Origin of the sequence: Amycolatopsis sp. NPDC051372 (assembly GCF_040682095.1) — a bacterium.
GTDB lineage: Bacteria > Actinomycetota > Actinomycetes > Mycobacteriales > Pseudonocardiaceae > Amycolatopsis.
This window is the reverse complement of sequence record NZ_JBFBAF010000007.1, coordinates 187,806-205,713: the sequence shown is the minus strand read 5'-3', so window position 1 is coordinate 205,713 and position 17,908 is coordinate 187,806. Positions and strand designations below refer to the sequence as shown.

Below are 17,908 nucleotides of genomic sequence, written 5' to 3'. Positions count from 1 at the left end.
AAGGGGCGAGCCCCATCCAGGGCCCGCCCCCTCTCACTGCTGCGAGTCCGTCAAGACCCGATGCCGGTCAAGGACCGGACCTCCATCTCGGCGTGCTTGGCCTCGTCCGCCTTCGAGCGGCCGACCATCGTGCCGATGAAGCCGCACAGGAACGAGAACGGGATCGAGACCAGGCCCGGGTTCTTGAGCGGGAACCAGTGGAAGTCCACGCTCTTGAAGATCGAGTCGGCGGCGCCGGACACGACCGGGGAGAACAGCACCAGGATCAGGCACGCGGCGAGGCCGCCGTAGATGCTCCACAGCGTGCCCGTGGTGTTGAACCGTTTCCAGAACAGCGAGTACAGCAGCGTCGACAGGTTGGCCGACGCGGCGACCGCCAGGGCGAGGGCCACGAGGAACGCGATGTTCTGGCCGTTGGCGAGAATGCCGCCGAGGATCGCCATCACGCCGACGACCAGGGCGGTCAGGCGCGCGACGCGGACCTCGTCGGCCGGTTCGGCCTTGCCGCGCTTGAAGATGTTCGCGTAGACGTCGTGGGCGAACGAGGCGGACGCGGTGATCGTCAGGCCCGCCACCACGGCGAGGATCGTGGCGAACGCGACGGCCGAGACGATGCCCAGCAGCAGCGTGCCGCCGATGTGCAGGGCCAGCAGCGGGGCCGCGGAGTTCTCGCCGCCGGGCGCGGCCTTGATCTCGTCGCTGCCCACGAGCGCCGCGGCGCCGAAGCCGATCACCAGCGTGCACAGGTAGAACACGAACATGCAGACGGTGGCCCAGACCACCGAGCGGCGAGCCTCGCGCGAGTTGGGCACGGTGTAGAAGCGCATCAGCACGTGAGGCAGCGACGCGACCCCGAGCACGAGCGCGAGCGACAGCGACACGAAGTCCAGGCGTGTGGTGCCGCTGCCCCCGTACGAGCCGCCGGGCTCGAGCAGCTGCGTGCCCATCGGGCTGCGGTCGGTGGCCGCGGTGAGCAAGTTGGAGAAGTTGAAGCCGTACTTGCCCAGCAGGAACACGGTGATCAGCGTCGCGGCCACGAGCAGGATGCTCGCCTTGATGATCTGCACCCAGGTGGTGCCCTTCATGCCGCCGACGAGGACGTAGACGACCATCACGAGGCCGACCACCCCGATGACCAGCGCCTGGCCGAGCCGCGAGTGCACGTCGAGCAGCAGCGCGACGAGACCGCCGGCGCCCGCCATCTGCGCGAGCATGTAGAAGAACGAGATCACGAGCGTCGACGTGGCCGACGCCGCGCGTACCGGGCGCTGCTTCATCCGGAAGCTCAGCACGTCGCCCATCGTGAAGCGGCCGGTGTTGCGCAGCAGTTCGGCGATCAGCAGCAAGTCGACCAGCCACGCGACCAGGAAGCCGATGGAGTACAGGAACCCGTCGTAGCCGTGGATCGCGATGGCGCCCGCGATGCCCAGAAACGATGCGGCGGACAGGAAGTCGCCCGAGAGCGCGATGCCGTTCTGCCGCCCGGTGAAGGCGCTGTCGGCCGCGTAGTAGTCGGCGGTGGTCTTCTTGCCGCGGTTGCCCGCGCGGTACACGACGAACAGGGTGATCGCGACGAACAGTGCGAACACCCCGGTGTTCACGAGCGGGTTGCTCGCCGGCACGCTCTCGGCGAGCTCGGTGGTGGTCACTGGCGGGTTCCTTCCGTCACGGCGGCCCGTTCCCTCAGCTCGGCGACCCGCGGGTCCACCTCCCGGTTCGCGAACCGGACGTAGAGGAGCGTGATCAGCGCCGTGGTTGCGAACTGCGCGAGGCCGAGCAGCATGCCCACGTTGACGAGCCCGAACACGCGGGTGCTCATGAAGTCGTTCGCGTACGCGGCCAGCACCACGTAGGTCAGGTACCAGACGAAGAAGCCGGCGCTCATCGGGAACACGAATCTGCGGAACCGCCGGCGCAGCGCGGTGAACTCGGGGCTGCGCTGGATGAGGTCGTAGTCGGGACCGCGCCGGGTCGACGGCGCCGGCTCCACGCCCTCGCGGGCGAACATGGCCGGCAGCTGTCCGGTCTCCTCGAGCGGGGTGCTCGCCGCGGGGGTGTTCGCGACGTTGTGCATGGCTGCCTCCGGCAACTTGCGTCCGTGGCGGTGGCCGGGTCGGGGCCCCTCGTTCGAGTGGCACCCGGTCTGCCCTTGCGGACTGGGAGGCGGCCATAGTAACGACGGCGTCTCGCCCGAGAAAAAGCCGGTTCTCCGGAAGGGTCTCCGGAATTCGTTTTCCGGCTGGAAATGTTCGAAAACGACACCGTCAATGAAGATCACGAACAGATCACTCGTAATAGTGAGAGCGTATGTCACGCCACGTTGTCGCAGCTGAGGAACGCTGCGGCAAATGGTCGAGTTGCGAACAATGATCGGACGAATACCGTGACACGGGGTAGTCAAAGTGCGGGGCCGGCGCCCCGGTCCGGCGTCCCTCCGGTGGGGTCGGGGCGAGGATTCGCTGGCCAGTGACCGATCGCGAAAGAAATCACCGGGTCGGGCGGCGAGTTGCTGCCAGACCACAACATCGGGTTCATCTTTGGGGGTGGCCCACCCGATGGGGGCACGGAGCGTAGATCCTCTGAGGGATTCGACTACCCTGCGTGGGCTGATCGGGTGACGGCCGGACGCCGTGACCCGGAGCAACCGGTAACTGGAATTCCCTCTTCGGCCCCGCCCGGGGTCCAATCCCCGCCCGAGGCCTGGGCCGAATCGACTTTTCCCAGGTCAGCCGTGCGAAGCGGAAGAGAATATCCCCGGCCGGGATTGGTGTACGATTCTTTGGCCCAGCTGACCGCAGCGATCGATAGGCACAGACAAGTTGACCTCGACCACCGCCGTGCAGTACGCAACTTGCGCCGTGCACGTGCAAAGTCCCGGGAAGCAGCACGCCGGTGATCACGGTGTCAGGTCTGCACGGTCGTGTCCTCACGGGGTCGATCGCGCGGGTCGGCGGAATGCCGTGGACCGTTCCGGGAGTACCGGAAGTCACCCACGAGCAGCCACGACGCGGGACAGGGAGTCACTTTCGTGACCGTTGCAGGAGATGGCCAGGTGCCTGTTGAGAAGCTGCTCGGCCGCCCGCCCCGGCGACCGAGCCGGTCCTCGGGCTGGCGAGCGGCGCTGCGCTGGCGGGACTGGAGCATTCCGGTCAAGCTCTCGGCGGTGACGCTGGTCCCCATCGTCCTCGCGCTGGTGCTGGGCATTACCGCGATCGTGGGACAGGTCAGCCGTTCGGATGACTACGAGCGGATCGACAAGCTGGTCGGCCTGAGCACCCAGCTGCGCAACCTCACCGACGGCCTGCAGAAGGAGCGCACGCTCACCGCGGCGCAGCTCACCGCGGGCACCGCCGGCGTCACGCCCGAGCTGAAAGCCGCCCGCGCGGCCACCGACGCCGCGGTCGAACCATTCATCACGGCGGCGAACCGCGTCGGCGGATCCGAGTCCAGTGTGTCCGGTGCCGTGAACTCGGCGACCGCGCAGGTCAACGAGATCGCCGTGATCCGCCAGCAGGTCGGCGCCGGCCTGCTCGACGCCGCCGAGGCGGTGGGCGACTACAACGCCGTGACCGGTGCCCTCATCGGGGCCGACACCGCGGTGGCCGCCGGTGCCAGCGCCGACGCGCTGGGCGGCACGGCGAACGCCCTGCACGACCTCGAGGCCGCCAAGGAACAGGTCTCGGTCAGCCAGGCGCTGGTGTCCTATGGCATCGAGAAGCACACGCTGGAACCGCAGCAGCTCAGCGATGTCCGCGACGCCGAACTGCGGTACGACGACCGCATCGACGACTTCAACGCGGCCTCCACCGCGCCGCAGCGCCAGGACCTCGAGAGCACGCTCAAGCCCGACACCGCCTACGACCGCAAGCGCATGGTCGGCATCGTCCTCGGCGAGCAGGGCCCCACGAGCGACCAAGGGCTGTCGCAGGTCCAGTCGCAGGAGTGGAACAACGCGTCCAACGCGGTGGTCGGGCAGCTCTCCGAGGTCGGCAACCGCATGAGCGCCGACGCCACCGCCGCGTCCGCCGCTCTGGTCGAGGACGCCAGCAGCAGCGCGGGTCTGCTCGCGGTGCTGCTGTTCGCCGCGATGGTCGCCGCCGCGGCCGTCGTCTTCCTCATCACGCGCCAGATCCTGCGGTCGCTGCGGACCCTGCGCCGCAGCGCGCTCGACGTCGCCGAGAAGGACCTGCCCGCCGCCGTCCGCAACATCCAGGAAGGCCGCGCGCAGAGCGTCGAGGTCGAGCCGGTGCCCGTGCGGGCGTCCGACGAGATCGGCGAGGTCGCGCGCGCGTTCGAGAAGGTGCACAGCCAGGCGCTGCGGCTCGCGACCGAGCAGGCCGCGATGCGCGCGGGCTACAGCAGTGTGTTCGTCAACCTCTCGCGCCGCAGCCAGAGCCTCGTGCAGCGCCAGCTGCAGCTGATCGAGCGGCTGGAGCGCGACGAGGAGGACGCCGACCAGCTCGCCACGCTCTTCCAGCTCGACCACCTCGCCACCCGGATGCGGCGCAACAACGAGAACCTGATGGTCCTCTCCGGCGCCGAGCCGGGCCGCCGCTCGGGTCAGCCCGTGGCCGCGCACGACGTGCTGCGCGCCGCCGTGTCGGAGATCGAGCAGTACCAACGAGTCTCGGTGCAGCAGCCGCCGGCGGTGAAGATCGTCGGGTTCGCCGCGAGCGACGTCCAGCGCCTCATCGCGGAGCTGCTCGACAACGCCACCGCGTTCTCCGCGCCGGAGACGCAGGTGACCGTGGCGACGCGCCTGGCCGACGACGGCTCGCTCAACGTCGACATCCTCGACAAGGGCATCGGCATGAACGAGTACGAGGTGGTCGAGGCCAACGGCCGCCTCACCGAGGCCGGCTCGGTCGACCTCGCGACCTCGCGCCGCATGGGCCTGTTCGTCGTCGGCCGCCTCGCCGGGCGCCACCGCATCGGCGTCTCGCTGCACGGTGGCAAGGACATCGTCGGCGTGCGGGCCACCGTGCTGGTCCCGCCTGAGCTGGTCATGACCGGTGCCGCGCTGGAGAACCCGCCGCAGCAGGCCGGCCCGTTCGGCAGCGTCGCCGCACCTCCCGCGAGCCCCGGCGGCCTGCCGCGCCGCCAGCGTCCAGTCAACGGCTCGGCGCGTCCGGCCGTGGACCGCACGCTCGTGCCTCAGCAGCCGAACCAGGGGGCCGACGAGCAGCAGCTGTGGCCCTCGGCGAGCGACCTCGCCGGATTCGCCAACGGCCACACCGTCGACCCGGGCGTGCGCCCGCCGTCGGATCTCGAGATCTCCGGGACCGCGCTGTTCAGCCCGATCACGCGCGACGACGCGCCGCCGGCCAAGCCGCCGGTGCCGCAGCTGCCGCAGATCGTCGACGTGCCGCCGCCCCGTCCGGAGCCGGAGCCCGAAGCGCGCCCGGAGCCCGCCGACGAGCGTGCCCGCGAGCTGCCCTCGGGCAAGGATCTGTTCTCCGCCAACGGAACCACCCTGAGCGAGTGGTGGAACGAGGCGGCGCAGAAGGTGCCGGAGGTGCCGCCGCCCACGGCCGCCGAGACCACGATCGAGAACACGCCGATCTTCGACGAGATGCTCTCGGTCTGGTTCCGCTCGCCCGCGCCGCCCGCGGACGAGACGCCGGCCAAGACCGGTACAGACCAGCCCGCGGCCGAGCCGGTCGCGAAGCCCGGCGAGTCCGGTGAACCCGGTGAACCCGGTGAATCCGGTGAATCCGGTGAATCCGGTGCGGACACCGACGGCACGGCCGGCGCGAAGACCGAGCCGAAGCCGGGGGAGCAGCCGCCGGCCGACGTGGCGAAGCCGGAGCCCGGCGTCGCCCCGGTGACCACGCCGGAGCAGGACGAGCGCAACTGGGACTTCGCGAGCGACGAGAACTGGCGCACCGTCCAGGCCGCCACCCAGGTCGAGCCCACGGCGTTCACGAAGGCGGGCCTGCCGCGCCGCCGCCGGGGCGAGCAGCTCATGCCGGGCAGTGCGACGCCGGACCAGCTGCCCGCCGCGGAGTCGGCCGCACTGGGCCTGCCGGTTCGCGACCCGGCCGACGTCCGCGGTCGTCTCACCAGCTTCCAGCGCGGGGTGAACCGTGGCCGGCAGCAGGTCCGCGACGGGGTCGTCGAGCTGGTCACCGAACAGCAGGGTCTGGGCGCCGCGGCGCTCGACCGCCTCGAGGGCGAGCCCGGCACCGGGTTCGCGGCCCCCGGTTTCGGTCCGGCTGCCGAGCAGACCGGTGAGACCCCGGTGGACCGCCCGGGCGTCGCGCACGCGTTCGGCATCGGTGGTCCGGACCAAGGTCCGGTGGGAGACAACGAGACCACGGCCGAGTACCCCGGTTTCGTCGGTGCCCTCGACGCGGCGGTGGCCGCGGCGGAAGCCGCCGAGCAGGCTGGGCGGCCCGAGCAGACCGGTCAGTCCATTGAGACTTCGGCGGACCGCCCGGCCGTCGCGAACGCTTTCAGTACGGCCCAGCCGGTAACCCCCGCGGACGAGCGCGAGCAGGACGGCGAGACCCGGCCGGACCGTCGCGGCGTCGCGGGTGTGTTCGGCGCGGCCCGCACCGCTCAGCCCGAGCCCGCGGCGGACCAGCCGGTGCCGCCCGCGTTCGACCCGCAGGGCGGGTGGCCGACCCCGACCGAGACCAACGGCAATGGCAGCAACGGCAACGGCACGGCGACCCGCCCGTCGCCCACCCCACGCCCGACGCGTCGCCCCGACGACGAGGTGCCCGGCCGCCCCGCGGCGCCCGAGTCGTTGCCCACCCGGCGGCCGGCCGCCAGCAACCTGCCGCCCGGACCGCCGGCCGTCGACCCGGGCCAGGTGCCCGCCGCGGTCGCGAACCTGGAGGCCGCCGCGGCCGGGACACCCGCCACGGAGTGGGCTTTCGGGTCCGACGAGGGCTGGCGGACGGTCCAATCGGTGTCCCAGTCGACGCCCTCTTCGTTCACTTCGGCAGGATTGCCCCGGCGCCGCCGCGGGGAGCAGCTGCTCCCCGGGAGCGCTCCGCCGCCCGCCGGAGCGGCGAACCCTCGTCCGACTCGCGACGCGCACGACGTGCGTGGCCGCCTGAGCAGTTTCCAACAGGGCATCCAGCGCGGCCGGCACCGCACTGGGCAGGCCACTGAGACCAACCACGAAACACTGGAGGGTGAATGACCTCGCCGAGTACGGCTCAGCCGCAGCAGAACCAGTTCGGCTGGCTGGTGAACGACTTCGCCGAGCGGGTCCCGGGTGTGGCGCACGCCGTGGTGGTGTCGGCCGACGGGCTCCTCCTCACGGCCTCCAACCGCCTGCCGCTCGATCGCGCCGACCAGCTCGCCGCTGTCGCCTCCGGGCTCGTGAGTCTCACTCAGGGTGCGGCCCGCTGCTTCGAGGCGGGTGCGGTGAACGAGACCGTGGTCGAGATGGAGCTCGGCATCATGGTGCTGATGTCCATCAGCGACGGTTCGTGCCTCGCGATCCTCGCGGCGCCGAACTGCGACATCGGCCAGGTGGCCTACGAGATGACGATGCTCGTGGACCGCGTCGGGCAGATCCTGACCCCGGAACTCCGTGCGCAGCTGCAGGGCGCGGGTGGGTCGCTGATCGGTGAACCGGTGGGATGATTACGCGATGAGCACGGGGCCCGGATTATTCGGCGGAGAGCCCGGAGACAGCGAGGAACCCCCGCGCGCGGGGGCTCCCGGTGCTGCCCGCGTTGAGGACGACGGCACCTTCGCCGACCTCCTCAACGGCTTCAGCCTCGATTCGGGCCGCTCGCGCAAGAAGCGGAAGAAGACCGGTAAGGAGTCCCAGTCCCCCGAACCCCCGCCCGCGGGAGCGCACGCGGCGGAGGAACCGCCGGCGGCGCCAGTGCCGCCGGCCGAGTTAGGAGATCGAGTGACCTCTCTAGTCTCTCCACCGGGCAGTACCGATGCGGATGGGCCTAGACCAGGCGGGCTCTTCGACCCCGGACCGCCCAGCGGCGAGTTCGTGATGCCCGCCGCGTTCACCCGGCCGGATCGAACCGATCGGGTGGACCCGGCCGAGGAGACGTCGATCGTGCGGCCGTACGCTCTCACCGGCGGCCGGACCCGGGCGAACTACGCGCTCGAGCTGGAGACGCTGATCTCCACCAATGACCACGTCGTCGCGGGGGGCTTCCCCGAGGCGGCGGCCGAACAGATCGAGAGCATCTCGATCATGGAAGAGTGCCGGACCCCGCGCTCGGTCGCCGAGATCGCGGCGATCCTGCGGGTGCCACTGGGTGTCGCCAGGGTGCTGATCAGTGACGCGGCCGACGCGGGCCTCGTCACCGTGCACCGGACGATTTCGGGCAATGACGGCGCCGAAGCACACTTGATGTTGATGGAAAGGGTTTTGAGTGGACTCCGTCGGCTTTAAGGCACCGCGGGAAACCGCGCCCCCGACCATGACATCGGCGAAGATCGTGGTGGCGGGCGGCTTCGGAGCGGGCAAGACGACTTTTGTGGGCTCGGTGTCGGAGATCGTTCCGCTCACCACCGAGGCGATGATGACCGACGCGAGCCGCGGCATCGACAACCTCGACCAGACCCCGAACAAGACGACCACCACGGTCGCCATGGACTTCGGCCGCGTGTCGCTCGACGCCGACCTGATCCTGTACCTGTTCGGGACCCCGGGCCAGCAGCGCTTCTGGTTCATGTGGGACGACCTGGTGCGGGGCGCCATCGGTGCGATCGTGCTGGCCGACACCCGCCGCCTGGCGGACTCGTTCGCGCCGATCGACTTCTTCGAGGACCGCGGCCTGCCGTACATCGTCGGCGTCAACACCTTCGACGGGGTGCTGGAGCACGACATCAACGACGTGCGCGAGGCGCTGTCGATCGACCCCAGCATCCCCATCGTCCGCTGTGACGCGCGGGACCGGGAGTCGACGAAGCAGACGCTGATCACGCTCGTCGAGTACGCCATGCGGCAGTGGATCGCCTTGCGGGCGGCCAAAACCCGGTGACCCTGTCCTTCAGTGCTGCTGCGGCCGGGTCACCTCACTTCGGTGGCCCGGCGGTACCGCAGCAGCACCACGGCATCGTCGATCACGCGGGACTCGACGAGCCGCAGGCCTAGCCGCTCGGCATCGACGGCGAACGGCCGCTTGTCTCCGCCCAGCACCACCGGGTGCACGAGCACGTCGTACTCGTCGATCAGCCCGAGCCGGCTCAGCTGCGCGGGCACGTCGGCGCCGCCCATGAGCAGGATGTCCTTGGCGTGCCGCGCTTTCAGTGCCGTGACCTCCTCGGTCAGGTCGCCGCTGAGCACCTCGGTGTCCCACCCGGGCTCGGTGAGCGTGCGCGAGAAGACGACCTTCGGGGTCTTCCGCCACACCGGCGCGAACGCGATGTCGTGCGGATCGTCCGAGATGGACTCCGCGCGCGGCCAGAAGCCCGCCATCATGTCCCACACCCGCCGCCCGTAGGCGAACACGGCGGCGCGCTCGGAGAGCTCGTGCGAGTGGGCCGACAGCTCCGGTCCCATCCGCGGCCAGTCGAACTCGCCGTTCGGGCCCTCGACGCAACCGTCGACCGAGACGTGCACGTAGTACACCAGCTCACCCATGACCAGGCTCCTTCACCGAGTGGCGTCCCTGCCGGACGCCGTTCAGCCTACGGTCGGAGCCGGTCGCCGCGACCGGACATCGGTGGCGAAGGAACCTTGCCGAGGCAGCGGAAACGGGCCGATCCCCCAGGAATCGGCCCGCTTCCGCGGTGAACTCTCTGCGCCCTCAATATTCGTCGTGCCTTCGCCACCAGCCGCCCGGCTCGTCGGAGCCGCGGGACTCCTCCTCCCACGCCTCCTGCCGGCCGAACGGCGTGATGTCGAGGTAGCGGTGCGAAGCCAGGAAGGTCTCGGCGCCGCGGCCACTGGTGAAGTACGTGCGGTAGACGTCGTCGCCGTCGCGCAGGAACACGCTGATCCCGAAGAACCGGCCGACGCCGCAGTCCTCGGTGAAGTCGCTGCCGTTCGCCGAGACCCATGGCAAGTCCCAGCCCATGCGGGCCTTGTAGCGCTCGATCTCGGGCAGCGTCGCGGGCGCGGTGACGACGAACGTGACGTCGCGGGCGTTGAGGTGCGCCAGGTGCGGCACGTTGTCCACGACCATCGAGCAGCCGGGGCACCCCGCTTCGTCGCCGGGGTGCAGCATGAAGTGGTAGACGATCAGCTGACGCCGGCCGTCGAACAGGTCCAGCAGGCTCTTCCGGCCCTCGGCCGAGGTGAACTCGTACGCCTTGTCGAAGCGCACCATCGGCAGCCGGCGCCGCTCGGCGGTGAGGTGGTCGGCCGCCTTCATCAGTTCCTTCTCCTTGACCAGCAAGGCATCGCGTTCGGCCTGCCAGTCCTGGGCGGACACGACGCGGGGGAGTGCGGTGGTCATCGGGCCTCCTCGAGGTGGTGGGCGAGCTTTTCGAAGGTGGAGCTCCAGCCGTCCTGGTGGCCGGCGCGCTCTTCCTCGGTCGGGAACGGCGCCTGGTGGAACGTCATTTCGGTCTTGTCGCCGACCTCGGTGAACGTGATGGTCACGACCGTCTCGCCGACCACGTCGTCGGGCTGGTCCCACGAGAACGTGAACACGAGCCGCCCGGGTGGGCTGATCTCGCGGTAGGCGCCCTGCATCCAGCGCTCGACGTCGTACTCGTCGCTGTGGATCCGCGCGCGCCACGTGCCGCCGGGCCGCAGGTCGATCGTGACTCCCGAGGCGGCGAACTTCTCCGGGCCGAGCCAGCTCGCGAGGCGTTCCGGCTCGGTCCACGCGCGGAACACCAGCTCCCGTGGGGCGTCGAACACGCGCGTGATGGTCAGGTCCCGTTGTGTCATGACTCGGTCTCCTTCCGGGGCTCCTGCAGGAGCCGCAGGTGCGAGTCCAAGCGGTCGAACCCCGCCTCCCAGAACTGCCGGTACTCGTTCACCCAGTCGGCCACGACCACGAGCGGCTTCGTCTCGAGCCGGCACGGGCGCCACTGGCGCATCCGGCCGCGGGTGATGAGCCCGGCCGCTTCCAGCACCTTCAGGTGTTTCGACACCGCCTGCAGGCTCACCTCGAACGGCTCGGCCAGCTCGTTCACCGTCGCCTCGCCCCGGGCGAGGCGGGCGAGGATGGCCCGCCGGGTGGGGTCCGCCAGCGCGGCGAAGGTGGTGCTGAGCTGATCAGTGGCCATCGGTACTCAATCGCTTGGTTGATTAACTTGTAGGTTGAATATAGCTTCCAGCTGGCTCCTGTCAACCGCGCGAGGAACCGGCTTGAGACCTGCGTCACCGCCGCTCGGGTTTCCAATAGTAGGAAGTCCAAGTATTTTGGAAGGATGAGCAGCGACCTCTACCGCCCCGAGAACCCGGTCCGGTTCGTCACCGCGTCGAGCCTGTTCGACGGTCACGACGCCTCGATCAACATCATGCGGCGGATCCTGCAGTCGCAGGGTGCCGAGGTCGTGCACCTCGGGCACAACCGCTCGGTCGACGAGGTGGCCACCGCCGCCGTCACCGAAGACGTGCAGGGTATCGCCATCTCCGCCTACCAGGGCGGCCACGTCGAGTACTTCTCCTACCTGGTCGAGCTGCTGCGCGAACGCGGCGCGGGGCACATCAAGGTGTTCGGCGGCGGGGGCGGCGTGATCGTCCGCGAAGAGATCGACCTGCTGCACTCGCGTGGCGTGGCGCGGATCTTCTCGCCCGAGGACGGCTACGAGATGGGCCTTCCGGGCATGATCAACTCGATGATCAAGGCCTGCGACGTGGACCTCTCGGCTCAGCCGCCGGTGTCTGTCGACAAGCTGCTCTCCGGCGACGTGCCGGCGCTCGCGCGGGTGATCACCCAGCTGCAGCGTGAAAAACTGCCCGAAGACTGGCTCGCCGCGATCACGGAGGCCGCCGAGAAGCGCCACGTGCCCGTGCTCGGCATCACCGGCACCGGCGGTTCCGGCAAGTCGTCGCTGACCGACGAGCTCATCCGCCGCTTCCGCCTCGACCAGGAGGACAAGCTGCGGATCGCGGTGCTCGCCGTGGACCCGTCGCGGCGCAAGGGCGGCGGCGCGCTGCTCGGCGACCGCATCCGGATGAACTGCCTCGGCGGCTCACCGGTGTATTTCCGCTCCATCGCCACCCGCACCGCAAGCGGCGAGATTCCGGCCGGGCTGCGCGAGTCGATCCTCGCGTGCAAGGCCGCGGGCTACGACCTCGTGATCGTGGAGACGCCGGGCATCGGCCAGGGCGACGCGGGCATCGTCGACTACGTGGACGAGTCGCTGTACGTGATGACGCCCGAGTTCGGCGCCGCGTCGCAGCTGGAGAAGATCGACATGCTCGACTTCGCCGACGTCGTGGCCATCAACAAGTTCGAGCGCCGCGGCGCCGAGGACGCCCGCCGCGACGTCGCGCGCCAGCTGGTGCGCAACCGCGAGGCCTTCGACAAGGCTCCCGAGGACATGCCGGTGTTCGGCACGAGCGCCGCGAAGTTCAACGACGACGGCGTGACCGCGCTGTACCAGAACCTGCGCGACCAGCTCGCCGAGCGCGGGCTGTCGGTGTCGGCCGGCGTGCTGCCCGCCGTCGAGGGCAAGGTGTCCACCGACGCGAGCACGGTCATCCCGGGCAACCGGGCGCGCTACCTCTCGGAGATCTCCGAGGCCGTGCGCGGCTACCACGAGCAGACCGAGAAGCAGGTCGCCGCCGTGCGCAAGCGCGAGCACCTGGCCGCCGCGAAGGTCGCACTGTCTGAAGTGGACGCGTCCACCGACGCGCTGGACGGGCTGCTCGCCGCCGCCGAGTCCGATGTGGACGGCGAGACCACCCAGCTGCTGGAGCGGTTCCAGGCGTTGTCGGAGGAGTACCGCGAGGACGAGCTCGTGGTGAAGGTCCGTGACAAGGAACTGCGCACGCAGCTGTGGCGCGACACGTTGTCGGGCAACCGGATCCCGCGCGTCGCCCTGCCGCGCTACACCGAGTCCGGTGAGCTGCTCTCGTTCCTGCGCCGTGAACACCTGCCCGGGTACTTTCCCTACACGGCAGGCGTGTTCCCGTTCAAGCGCGACGGCGAGGACCCGGCGCGCATGTTCGCCGGCGAGGGCGACGCATTCCGCACCAACCGCCGGTTCAAGCTGCTTTCGGCCGACTCCGAGGCCAAGCGCCTGTCCACGGCGTTCGACTCCGTGACCCTCTACGGCCACGACCCCGACACCCGCCCGGACATCTACGGCAAGGTCGGCACCTCAGGCGTCTCGATCGCGACGATCGAGGACATGAAGGTGCTCTACGACGGCTTCGACCTCACCGCGCCGAACACCTCGGTGTCGATGACGATCAACGGCCCGGCGCCGACGATTCTCGCGTTTTTCCTCAACACCGCGATCGACCAGAAACTCGATGCCTTCCGCGCCGAGCACGGCCGCGAGCCGTCCGCGGAGGAGTCCGCCGAGCTGCGCGCGTGGGCGCTGAAGAACGTGCGCGGCACCGTGCAGGCCGACATCCTCAAGGAAGACCAGGGACAGAACACCTGCATCTTCTCCACGGAGTTCAGCCTGCGCATGATGGCGGACATCCAGGAGTGGTTCATCCAGCACGCGGTGCGCAACTTCTACTCCGTTTCGATTTCCGGCTACCACATCGCCGAAGCCGGGGCGAACCCCATCTCGCAGCTGGCTTTCACGCTGTCCAACGGGTTCACCTACGTCGAGTCCTACCTCGCGCGCGGGATGGACATCAACGACTTCGCGCCCAACTTGTCGTTCTTCTTCTCCAACGGCATGGACGCCGAGTACTCGGTGCTCGGCCGGGTGGCGCGGCGGATCTGGGCCGTGGCCATGCGCGAGCGCTACGGCGCCAACGAGCGGTCGCAGAAGCTCAAGTACCACGTGCAGACCTCGGGCCGCTCGCTGCACGCGCAGGAGATGAGCTTCAACGACATCCGCACCACGCTGCAGGCGCTGTGCGCGCTCTACGACAACGCGAACTCCTTGCACACCAACGCGTTCGACGAGGCCATCACCACGCCGTCGGAGTCGTCGGTGCGCCGCGCGATGGCGATTCAGATGATCATCAACAAGGAGTGGGGCCTGTCGAAGAACGAGAACCCGTTGCAGGGCTCGTTCATCATCGACGAGCTCACCGACCTGGTCGAGGAAGCCGTGCTGGTCGAGTTCGATCGGATCTCCGAGCGCGGCGGCGTGCTCGGCGCGATGGAGACGGGTTACCAGCGCGGCAAGATCCAGGACGAGTCGATCCTCTACGAGCGCAAGAAGCACGACGGCACGCTGCCGATCATCGGCGTCAACACCTTCCGCAACCCGCACGCGGGTGAGGAGGACGTGGAGGTCGAGCTGGCCCGCGCCACGGAGGACGAGAAGAAGTCCCAGCTCGACCGGCTCGCCGATTTCCAGCACCGCCACGCCGAAGACGCTCAGCAGGCGCTGAAGGCTCTGCGCGAGGCGGCGACCCGCGGCGGCAACCTGTTCGGGGTGCTGATGGATGCCGCGCGGGTCTGTTCGCTCGGCCAGATCACCGACGCGTTCTTCGAGGTCGGCGGTCAGTACCGGCGCAACGTCTGACGCGCCTTCGAACGAAAGGGCCGGATCACGCGCGTTCGGCGGCCAGCTGCCAGGCCGGCGCGCGGATCCGGCCCTGCTCGTCCTGCTCCAGCTCGTCCAATGCGGTGAGGTCGCCGTCCTCGCCCGGCTGGATCGTGCGAGCTGCGTCGCGCAGCTCTTCCAGCGTGAGGGAAGTGGTGTAGAGCGCCGGGTCCAAGCTGGTGATCCGCCAGCCGCGGCCGACGGTCTCCCGCAGGTTCCGTTCGCCGATCCGGAACGGCCCGGGGAAGCTCTCGGGCACCGCTTCGGAAAAGCAGAGCAGGTGCAGCCGCGCTCCGGGGCGCGTGACCCGGACGAGCGCGGCGATGTAACTGCGCCGCTGCTCTTCGGTCAGGCAGTGGTAGAGCGCGCTGTCGAGGACGGTGTCGAATCGGCCCTCGAAGCCCTCCAACCGGGTGGCGTCGGCGACCTCGAAGCTGATCTCCAGCCCTTTCGCCGCGGCCCGTGCCTGTGCTTCGCGAAGGGCTGTCGGGGCGCCGTCGACGCCAGTCACGTGGTGTCCGCGCGAGGCGAGGAACACGGCGTTTTCGCCGAGCCCGCAGCCGACGTCGAGCACCTCACCGCGGAACCCGCCGGCCCCCTCGAGAGCGACCAGCGCCGGCTGCGGGGCCTTGATGTCCCACGGCACGGTGCCGCCCAGCGGGCTCTGGCCCTGGTACACCTGCTCGAAGTCGGTGTTCTCGGCGCTCATGGCGGACCTCCTTTTCAACAAGTGCTGATTTTTATCGTGCCGACCGATCCGGTGAGGTGTCAACCGCCGTGGGAATAGCGCGTCGCCGCAGCGGGTAGAACGAGGCATGGACTTCGGGATCTCCACGTTCGTGACCGATGAAGGCATCCGCCCCGACGTGCTGGGTGAGGCGCTGGAAGAGCGGGGTTTCGACTCGCTGTTCCTCGCCGAGCACTCGCACATCCCCGTGAGCCGGGAGAGCCCTTACCCCGGTGGCGGTGACCTGCCCGGGAAGTACAAGCGCACGCTGGACCCGTTCATCGCGCTGACCGCGGCGGCCGTGAACACGTCGAACCTCGTGCTGGGCACGGGCATCGCGCTGCTGATCCAGCGCGACGTGATCCACACGGCCAAGGAGGTCGCCTCACTCGACCTGGTGTCGCGCGGCCGGGTGGCGTTCGGCGTCGGCGTGGGCTGGAACCGCGAGGAGATGGCCAACCACGGCACGGACCCGACCACTCGTGGCGCGCTGATCGACGAGCAGCTCGAGGCGCTCAAGGCCGTCTGGACGCAGGACGAGGCCGCCTACCACGGCAAGTTCGTGGACTTCGACCCGATTTTCGCGTGGCCCAAGCCCGTGCAGAAGCCGCACCCGCCGATCTACATCGGTGGCGAGAGCCCGGCCGCACTGCGCCGGCTGGCCCGCCTCGGCGACGCGTGGCTGCCGCGCCAGCAGACGCCGTCCGACGAGATCAAGCGCGTGCGCGAATGGCTCGCCGAGCAGGGCCGTACCGACGTGCCGTTCACCGTTTTCGGGGGCGGGCCCGACGCCGACGCGGTGAAGCGCTTCGCCGAAGCCGGCGTGGAGCGCTACACGTTCATGCTGCCGACGCTGCCGGAAGCCCAGACGCTGGCCGCGCTCGACGACCTCGCCCGGCTCGCGGCGAGCCACCGGTGAACCGTGGTTCGATGATCCAATGAAGTTCGGGATCTCCACATTCGTGACCGATGAAGGCATCCGCCCCGATGTGCTGGGTGAGGCGCTGGAGGAGCGGGGCTTCGACTCGCTGTTCCTCGCCGAGCACTCGCACATCCCCGTGAGCCGCGAGACCCCGTACCCGGGCGGCGGTGACCTGCCGCGGGTGTACTACCGCACGCTGGACCCGTTCGTGGCGCTCACCGCCGCGGCGGTGAACACGTCGAACCTGGTGCTGGGCACCGGCGTTGCGCTTCTGGTGCAGCGCGACGTGATCCACACGGCCAAGGAGATCGCTTCGCTGGACCTCGTGTCGCGCGGGCGCGTGGCGCTGGGCGTCGGTGTGGGCTGGAACCGGGAGGAGATGGCCAACCACGGTACGGACCCGGCCACCCGGGGCGCGCTGATGGACGAGCAGCTCGAGGCGTTGAAGGCGATCTGGACGCAGGACGAGGCGTCCTACCACGGCAAGCACGTGAACTTCGATCCGATCTTCGCGTGGCCCAAGCCGGTGTCGAAGCCGCACCCGCCGATCTACATCGGCGGTGACAGCCGTGCCGCGGTGCGCCGGCTGGCTCGCCACGGCGACGCCTGGATGCCGATCTCCTCGACGACGAGCGAAGCCATCCGCCGCGTGCGCGGGGAGCTGGCGGAGCTGGGGCGGACGGACGTGCCGGTGACGGTTTTCGGCGGTGCGGCCGACGCGGACACCGTGAAGCGGTACGCCGCGGCCGAGGTGGAGCGCTACACCTTCATGCTGCCCACGCTGCCGGAAGCCGAGACGCTGGCCGCGCTCGACGGCTTCGCGCGGCTCGCGGCGGACCACGGGATGGCCTCGTGAAGTTCGGGATCTTCAGTTTTGTGACCGACGAGGGCATCCGGCCCGACGCGCTCGCGCGCGGGGTCGAGGAACGCGGGTTCGACTCGCTGTTCGTCGGGGAGCACTCGCACATCCCCGCCGACCGGCAGTCGCCGTACCCGGCGGGCGGGGAGCTCCCGCGGATGTACTACCGGATGTACGACCCGTTCGTTGCGCTCACGGCCGCCGCTTCGGTGACCTCGACGCTGCTGCTGGGCACCGGCGTCGCCCTGCTGGCGCAGCGCGATCCGATCCAGACGGCCAAGGAGGTCGCCTCGCTCGACCACTTCTCGGGCGGGCGCGTGGTGTTCGGCGTGGGCGCGGGCTGGAACCTCGAGGAGATGCGCGACCACGGCACCGATCCGGACGCGCGCGGCCGGCTGCTCGACGAGCGGCTGGACGCGATGAAGCAGCTGTGGACCGCCGAGGAAGCGACCTTCCACGGCCAATTCACGCATTTCGACCGCGCCGTGGCGTACCCGAAGCCAGCGCAGAAGCCGCACCCGCCGATCTACGTCGGTGGCAACAGCCGGCACGCGGCGCGGCGGGCGGCCCGGCACGGCGGCGTGTGGATGCCGAACTCCGTGGTCGTGCCCGAGCGGGTCGGGAAACTCATGGCCCTGCGCGACGAGTTCGCCCCCGGTACGCCGGTGTCGATGTTCGCGGTGGGGAGCAAGAACGAGGCTCTGCTGGAGGCCTACGCCGAAGCCGGGGTGGAGCGCATCACGTTCCTGCTCGGTACGCGGCCCGAAGCGGAGACCCTGAGCAAGCTCGACGCCCTCGTCGAGGTCGTCGAAAAGTACCGGTGAAG

Annotated in this window: 15 protein-coding genes; 8 read left to right on the top strand and 7 right to left on the bottom strand. The window is 69.7% G+C overall.

The features are described 5' to 3' along the window. Positions 1-50: 50 nt before the first annotated feature. Together AB0M56_RS13380 and AB0M56_RS13375 are read right to left on the bottom strand one after the other, a co-directional pair. Positions 51-1,649 carry a cation acetate symporter gene (locus tag AB0M56_RS13380; protein ID WP_364174676.1) on the bottom strand — a complete coding sequence of 533 codons (1,599 nt, stop codon included), beginning with the start codon at positions 1,647-1,649 and terminating at the stop codon, positions 51-53. After that, entirely contained in the window at positions 1,646-2,074 is a 429-nt protein-coding gene (locus AB0M56_RS13375) for a DUF485 domain-containing protein (protein ID WP_364174673.1), read from the bottom strand. The genes AB0M56_RS13380 and AB0M56_RS13375 overlap by 4 nt, the downstream gene beginning before the upstream one ends. Positions 2,075-3,052: 978 nt before the next feature. Between AB0M56_RS13375 and AB0M56_RS13370 the strand changes: the two genes are divergently transcribed. From AB0M56_RS13370 to AB0M56_RS13355, 4 genes are read left to right on the top strand one after another with little or no spacing between them, the layout of a single operon-like run. Then, entirely contained in the window at positions 3,053-7,153 is a 4,101-nt protein-coding gene (locus tag AB0M56_RS13370; protein ID WP_364174671.1) for a nitrate- and nitrite sensing domain-containing protein, read from the top strand. Further along, positions 7,150-7,602, top strand: a complete 453-nt coding sequence (locus tag AB0M56_RS13365; RefSeq protein ID WP_220238205.1) for a roadblock/LC7 domain-containing protein — start codon at positions 7,150-7,152, stop codon at positions 7,600-7,602. The genes AB0M56_RS13370 and AB0M56_RS13365 overlap by 4 nt, the downstream gene beginning before the upstream one ends. A 7-nt stretch (positions 7,603-7,609) precedes the next feature. Beyond that, entirely contained in the window at positions 7,610-8,380 is a 771-nt protein-coding gene (locus tag AB0M56_RS13360) for a DUF742 domain-containing protein (protein ID WP_364174668.1), read from the top strand. Then, a complete protein-coding gene (locus AB0M56_RS13355; RefSeq protein ID WP_364174665.1) occupies positions 8,361-8,972 on the top strand; it encodes an ATP/GTP-binding protein in 612 nt (203 codons plus the stop codon). Before AB0M56_RS13360 ends, AB0M56_RS13355 begins: the two co-directional genes overlap by 20 nt. 29 nt (positions 8,973-9,001) lie before the next feature. On the opposite strand, the gene AB0M56_RS13350 is transcribed toward AB0M56_RS13355, so the two are convergent. From AB0M56_RS13350 to AB0M56_RS13335, 4 genes are all read right to left on the bottom strand, one after another. Then, positions 9,002-9,574, bottom strand: coding sequence for a dihydrofolate reductase family protein (locus tag AB0M56_RS13350; protein WP_364174662.1), 573 nt, complete (start codon positions 9,572-9,574; stop codon positions 9,002-9,004). 166 nt (positions 9,575-9,740) lie between these two features. Beyond that, positions 9,741-10,391, bottom strand: a complete 651-nt coding sequence (locus AB0M56_RS13345) for a DUF899 domain-containing protein (protein ID WP_220238209.1) — start codon at positions 10,389-10,391, stop codon at positions 9,741-9,743. Then, positions 10,388-10,831 (bottom strand): SRPBCC domain-containing protein, encoded by a 444-nt coding sequence (locus tag AB0M56_RS13340; RefSeq protein ID WP_364174658.1) that lies wholly within the window; start codon positions 10,829-10,831, stop codon positions 10,388-10,390. Before AB0M56_RS13340 ends, AB0M56_RS13345 begins: the two co-directional genes overlap by 4 nt. Beyond that, positions 10,828-11,172: a metalloregulator ArsR/SmtB family transcription factor gene (locus AB0M56_RS13335; protein ID WP_364174655.1), complete on the bottom strand. Its 345-nt coding sequence runs from the start codon at positions 11,170-11,172 to the stop codon at positions 10,828-10,830. The genes AB0M56_RS13340 and AB0M56_RS13335 overlap by 4 nt, the downstream gene beginning before the upstream one ends. Positions 11,173-11,316: 144 nt before the next feature. On the opposite strand from AB0M56_RS13335, the gene icmF reads away from it, so the two are divergent. Continuing rightward, entirely contained in the window at positions 11,317-14,553 is a 3,237-nt protein-coding gene (gene icmF, locus AB0M56_RS13330) for a fused isobutyryl-CoA mutase/GTPase IcmF (protein ID WP_364174652.1), read from the top strand. A gap of 25 nt (positions 14,554-14,578) precedes the next feature. Here the strand turns inward: icmF and AB0M56_RS13325 are convergent, their stop codons facing one another. After that, on the bottom strand, positions 14,579-15,283 hold the full coding sequence (locus tag AB0M56_RS13325) for a class I SAM-dependent methyltransferase (RefSeq protein ID WP_364174649.1): 705 nt from the start codon (positions 15,281-15,283) through the stop codon (positions 14,579-14,581). 106 nt (positions 15,284-15,389) lie between these two features. Here AB0M56_RS13325 and AB0M56_RS13320 point away from each other — a divergent pair, with 106 nt between their 5' ends. Genes AB0M56_RS13320 through AB0M56_RS13310 form a run of 3 tightly spaced genes read left to right on the top strand, consistent with a single transcriptional unit; the run spans position 15,390 to position 17,906 of the window. Beyond that, positions 15,390-16,220 (top strand): LLM class F420-dependent oxidoreductase, encoded by an 831-nt coding sequence (locus tag AB0M56_RS13320; RefSeq protein ID WP_364174647.1) that lies wholly within the window; start codon positions 15,390-15,392, stop codon positions 16,218-16,220. 19 nt (positions 16,221-16,239) lie between these two features. Further along, on the top strand, positions 16,240-17,079 hold the full coding sequence (locus AB0M56_RS13315; protein ID WP_364174644.1) for an LLM class F420-dependent oxidoreductase: 840 nt from the start codon (positions 16,240-16,242) through the stop codon (positions 17,077-17,079). Beyond that, the gene (locus AB0M56_RS13310; RefSeq protein WP_364174641.1) at positions 17,076-17,906 is read left to right on the top strand and encodes an LLM class F420-dependent oxidoreductase; all 831 of its coding nucleotides are present in this window, start codon (positions 17,076-17,078) and stop codon (positions 17,904-17,906) included. Before AB0M56_RS13315 ends, AB0M56_RS13310 begins: the two co-directional genes overlap by 4 nt. Positions 17,907-17,908: the final 2 nt, after the last annotated feature.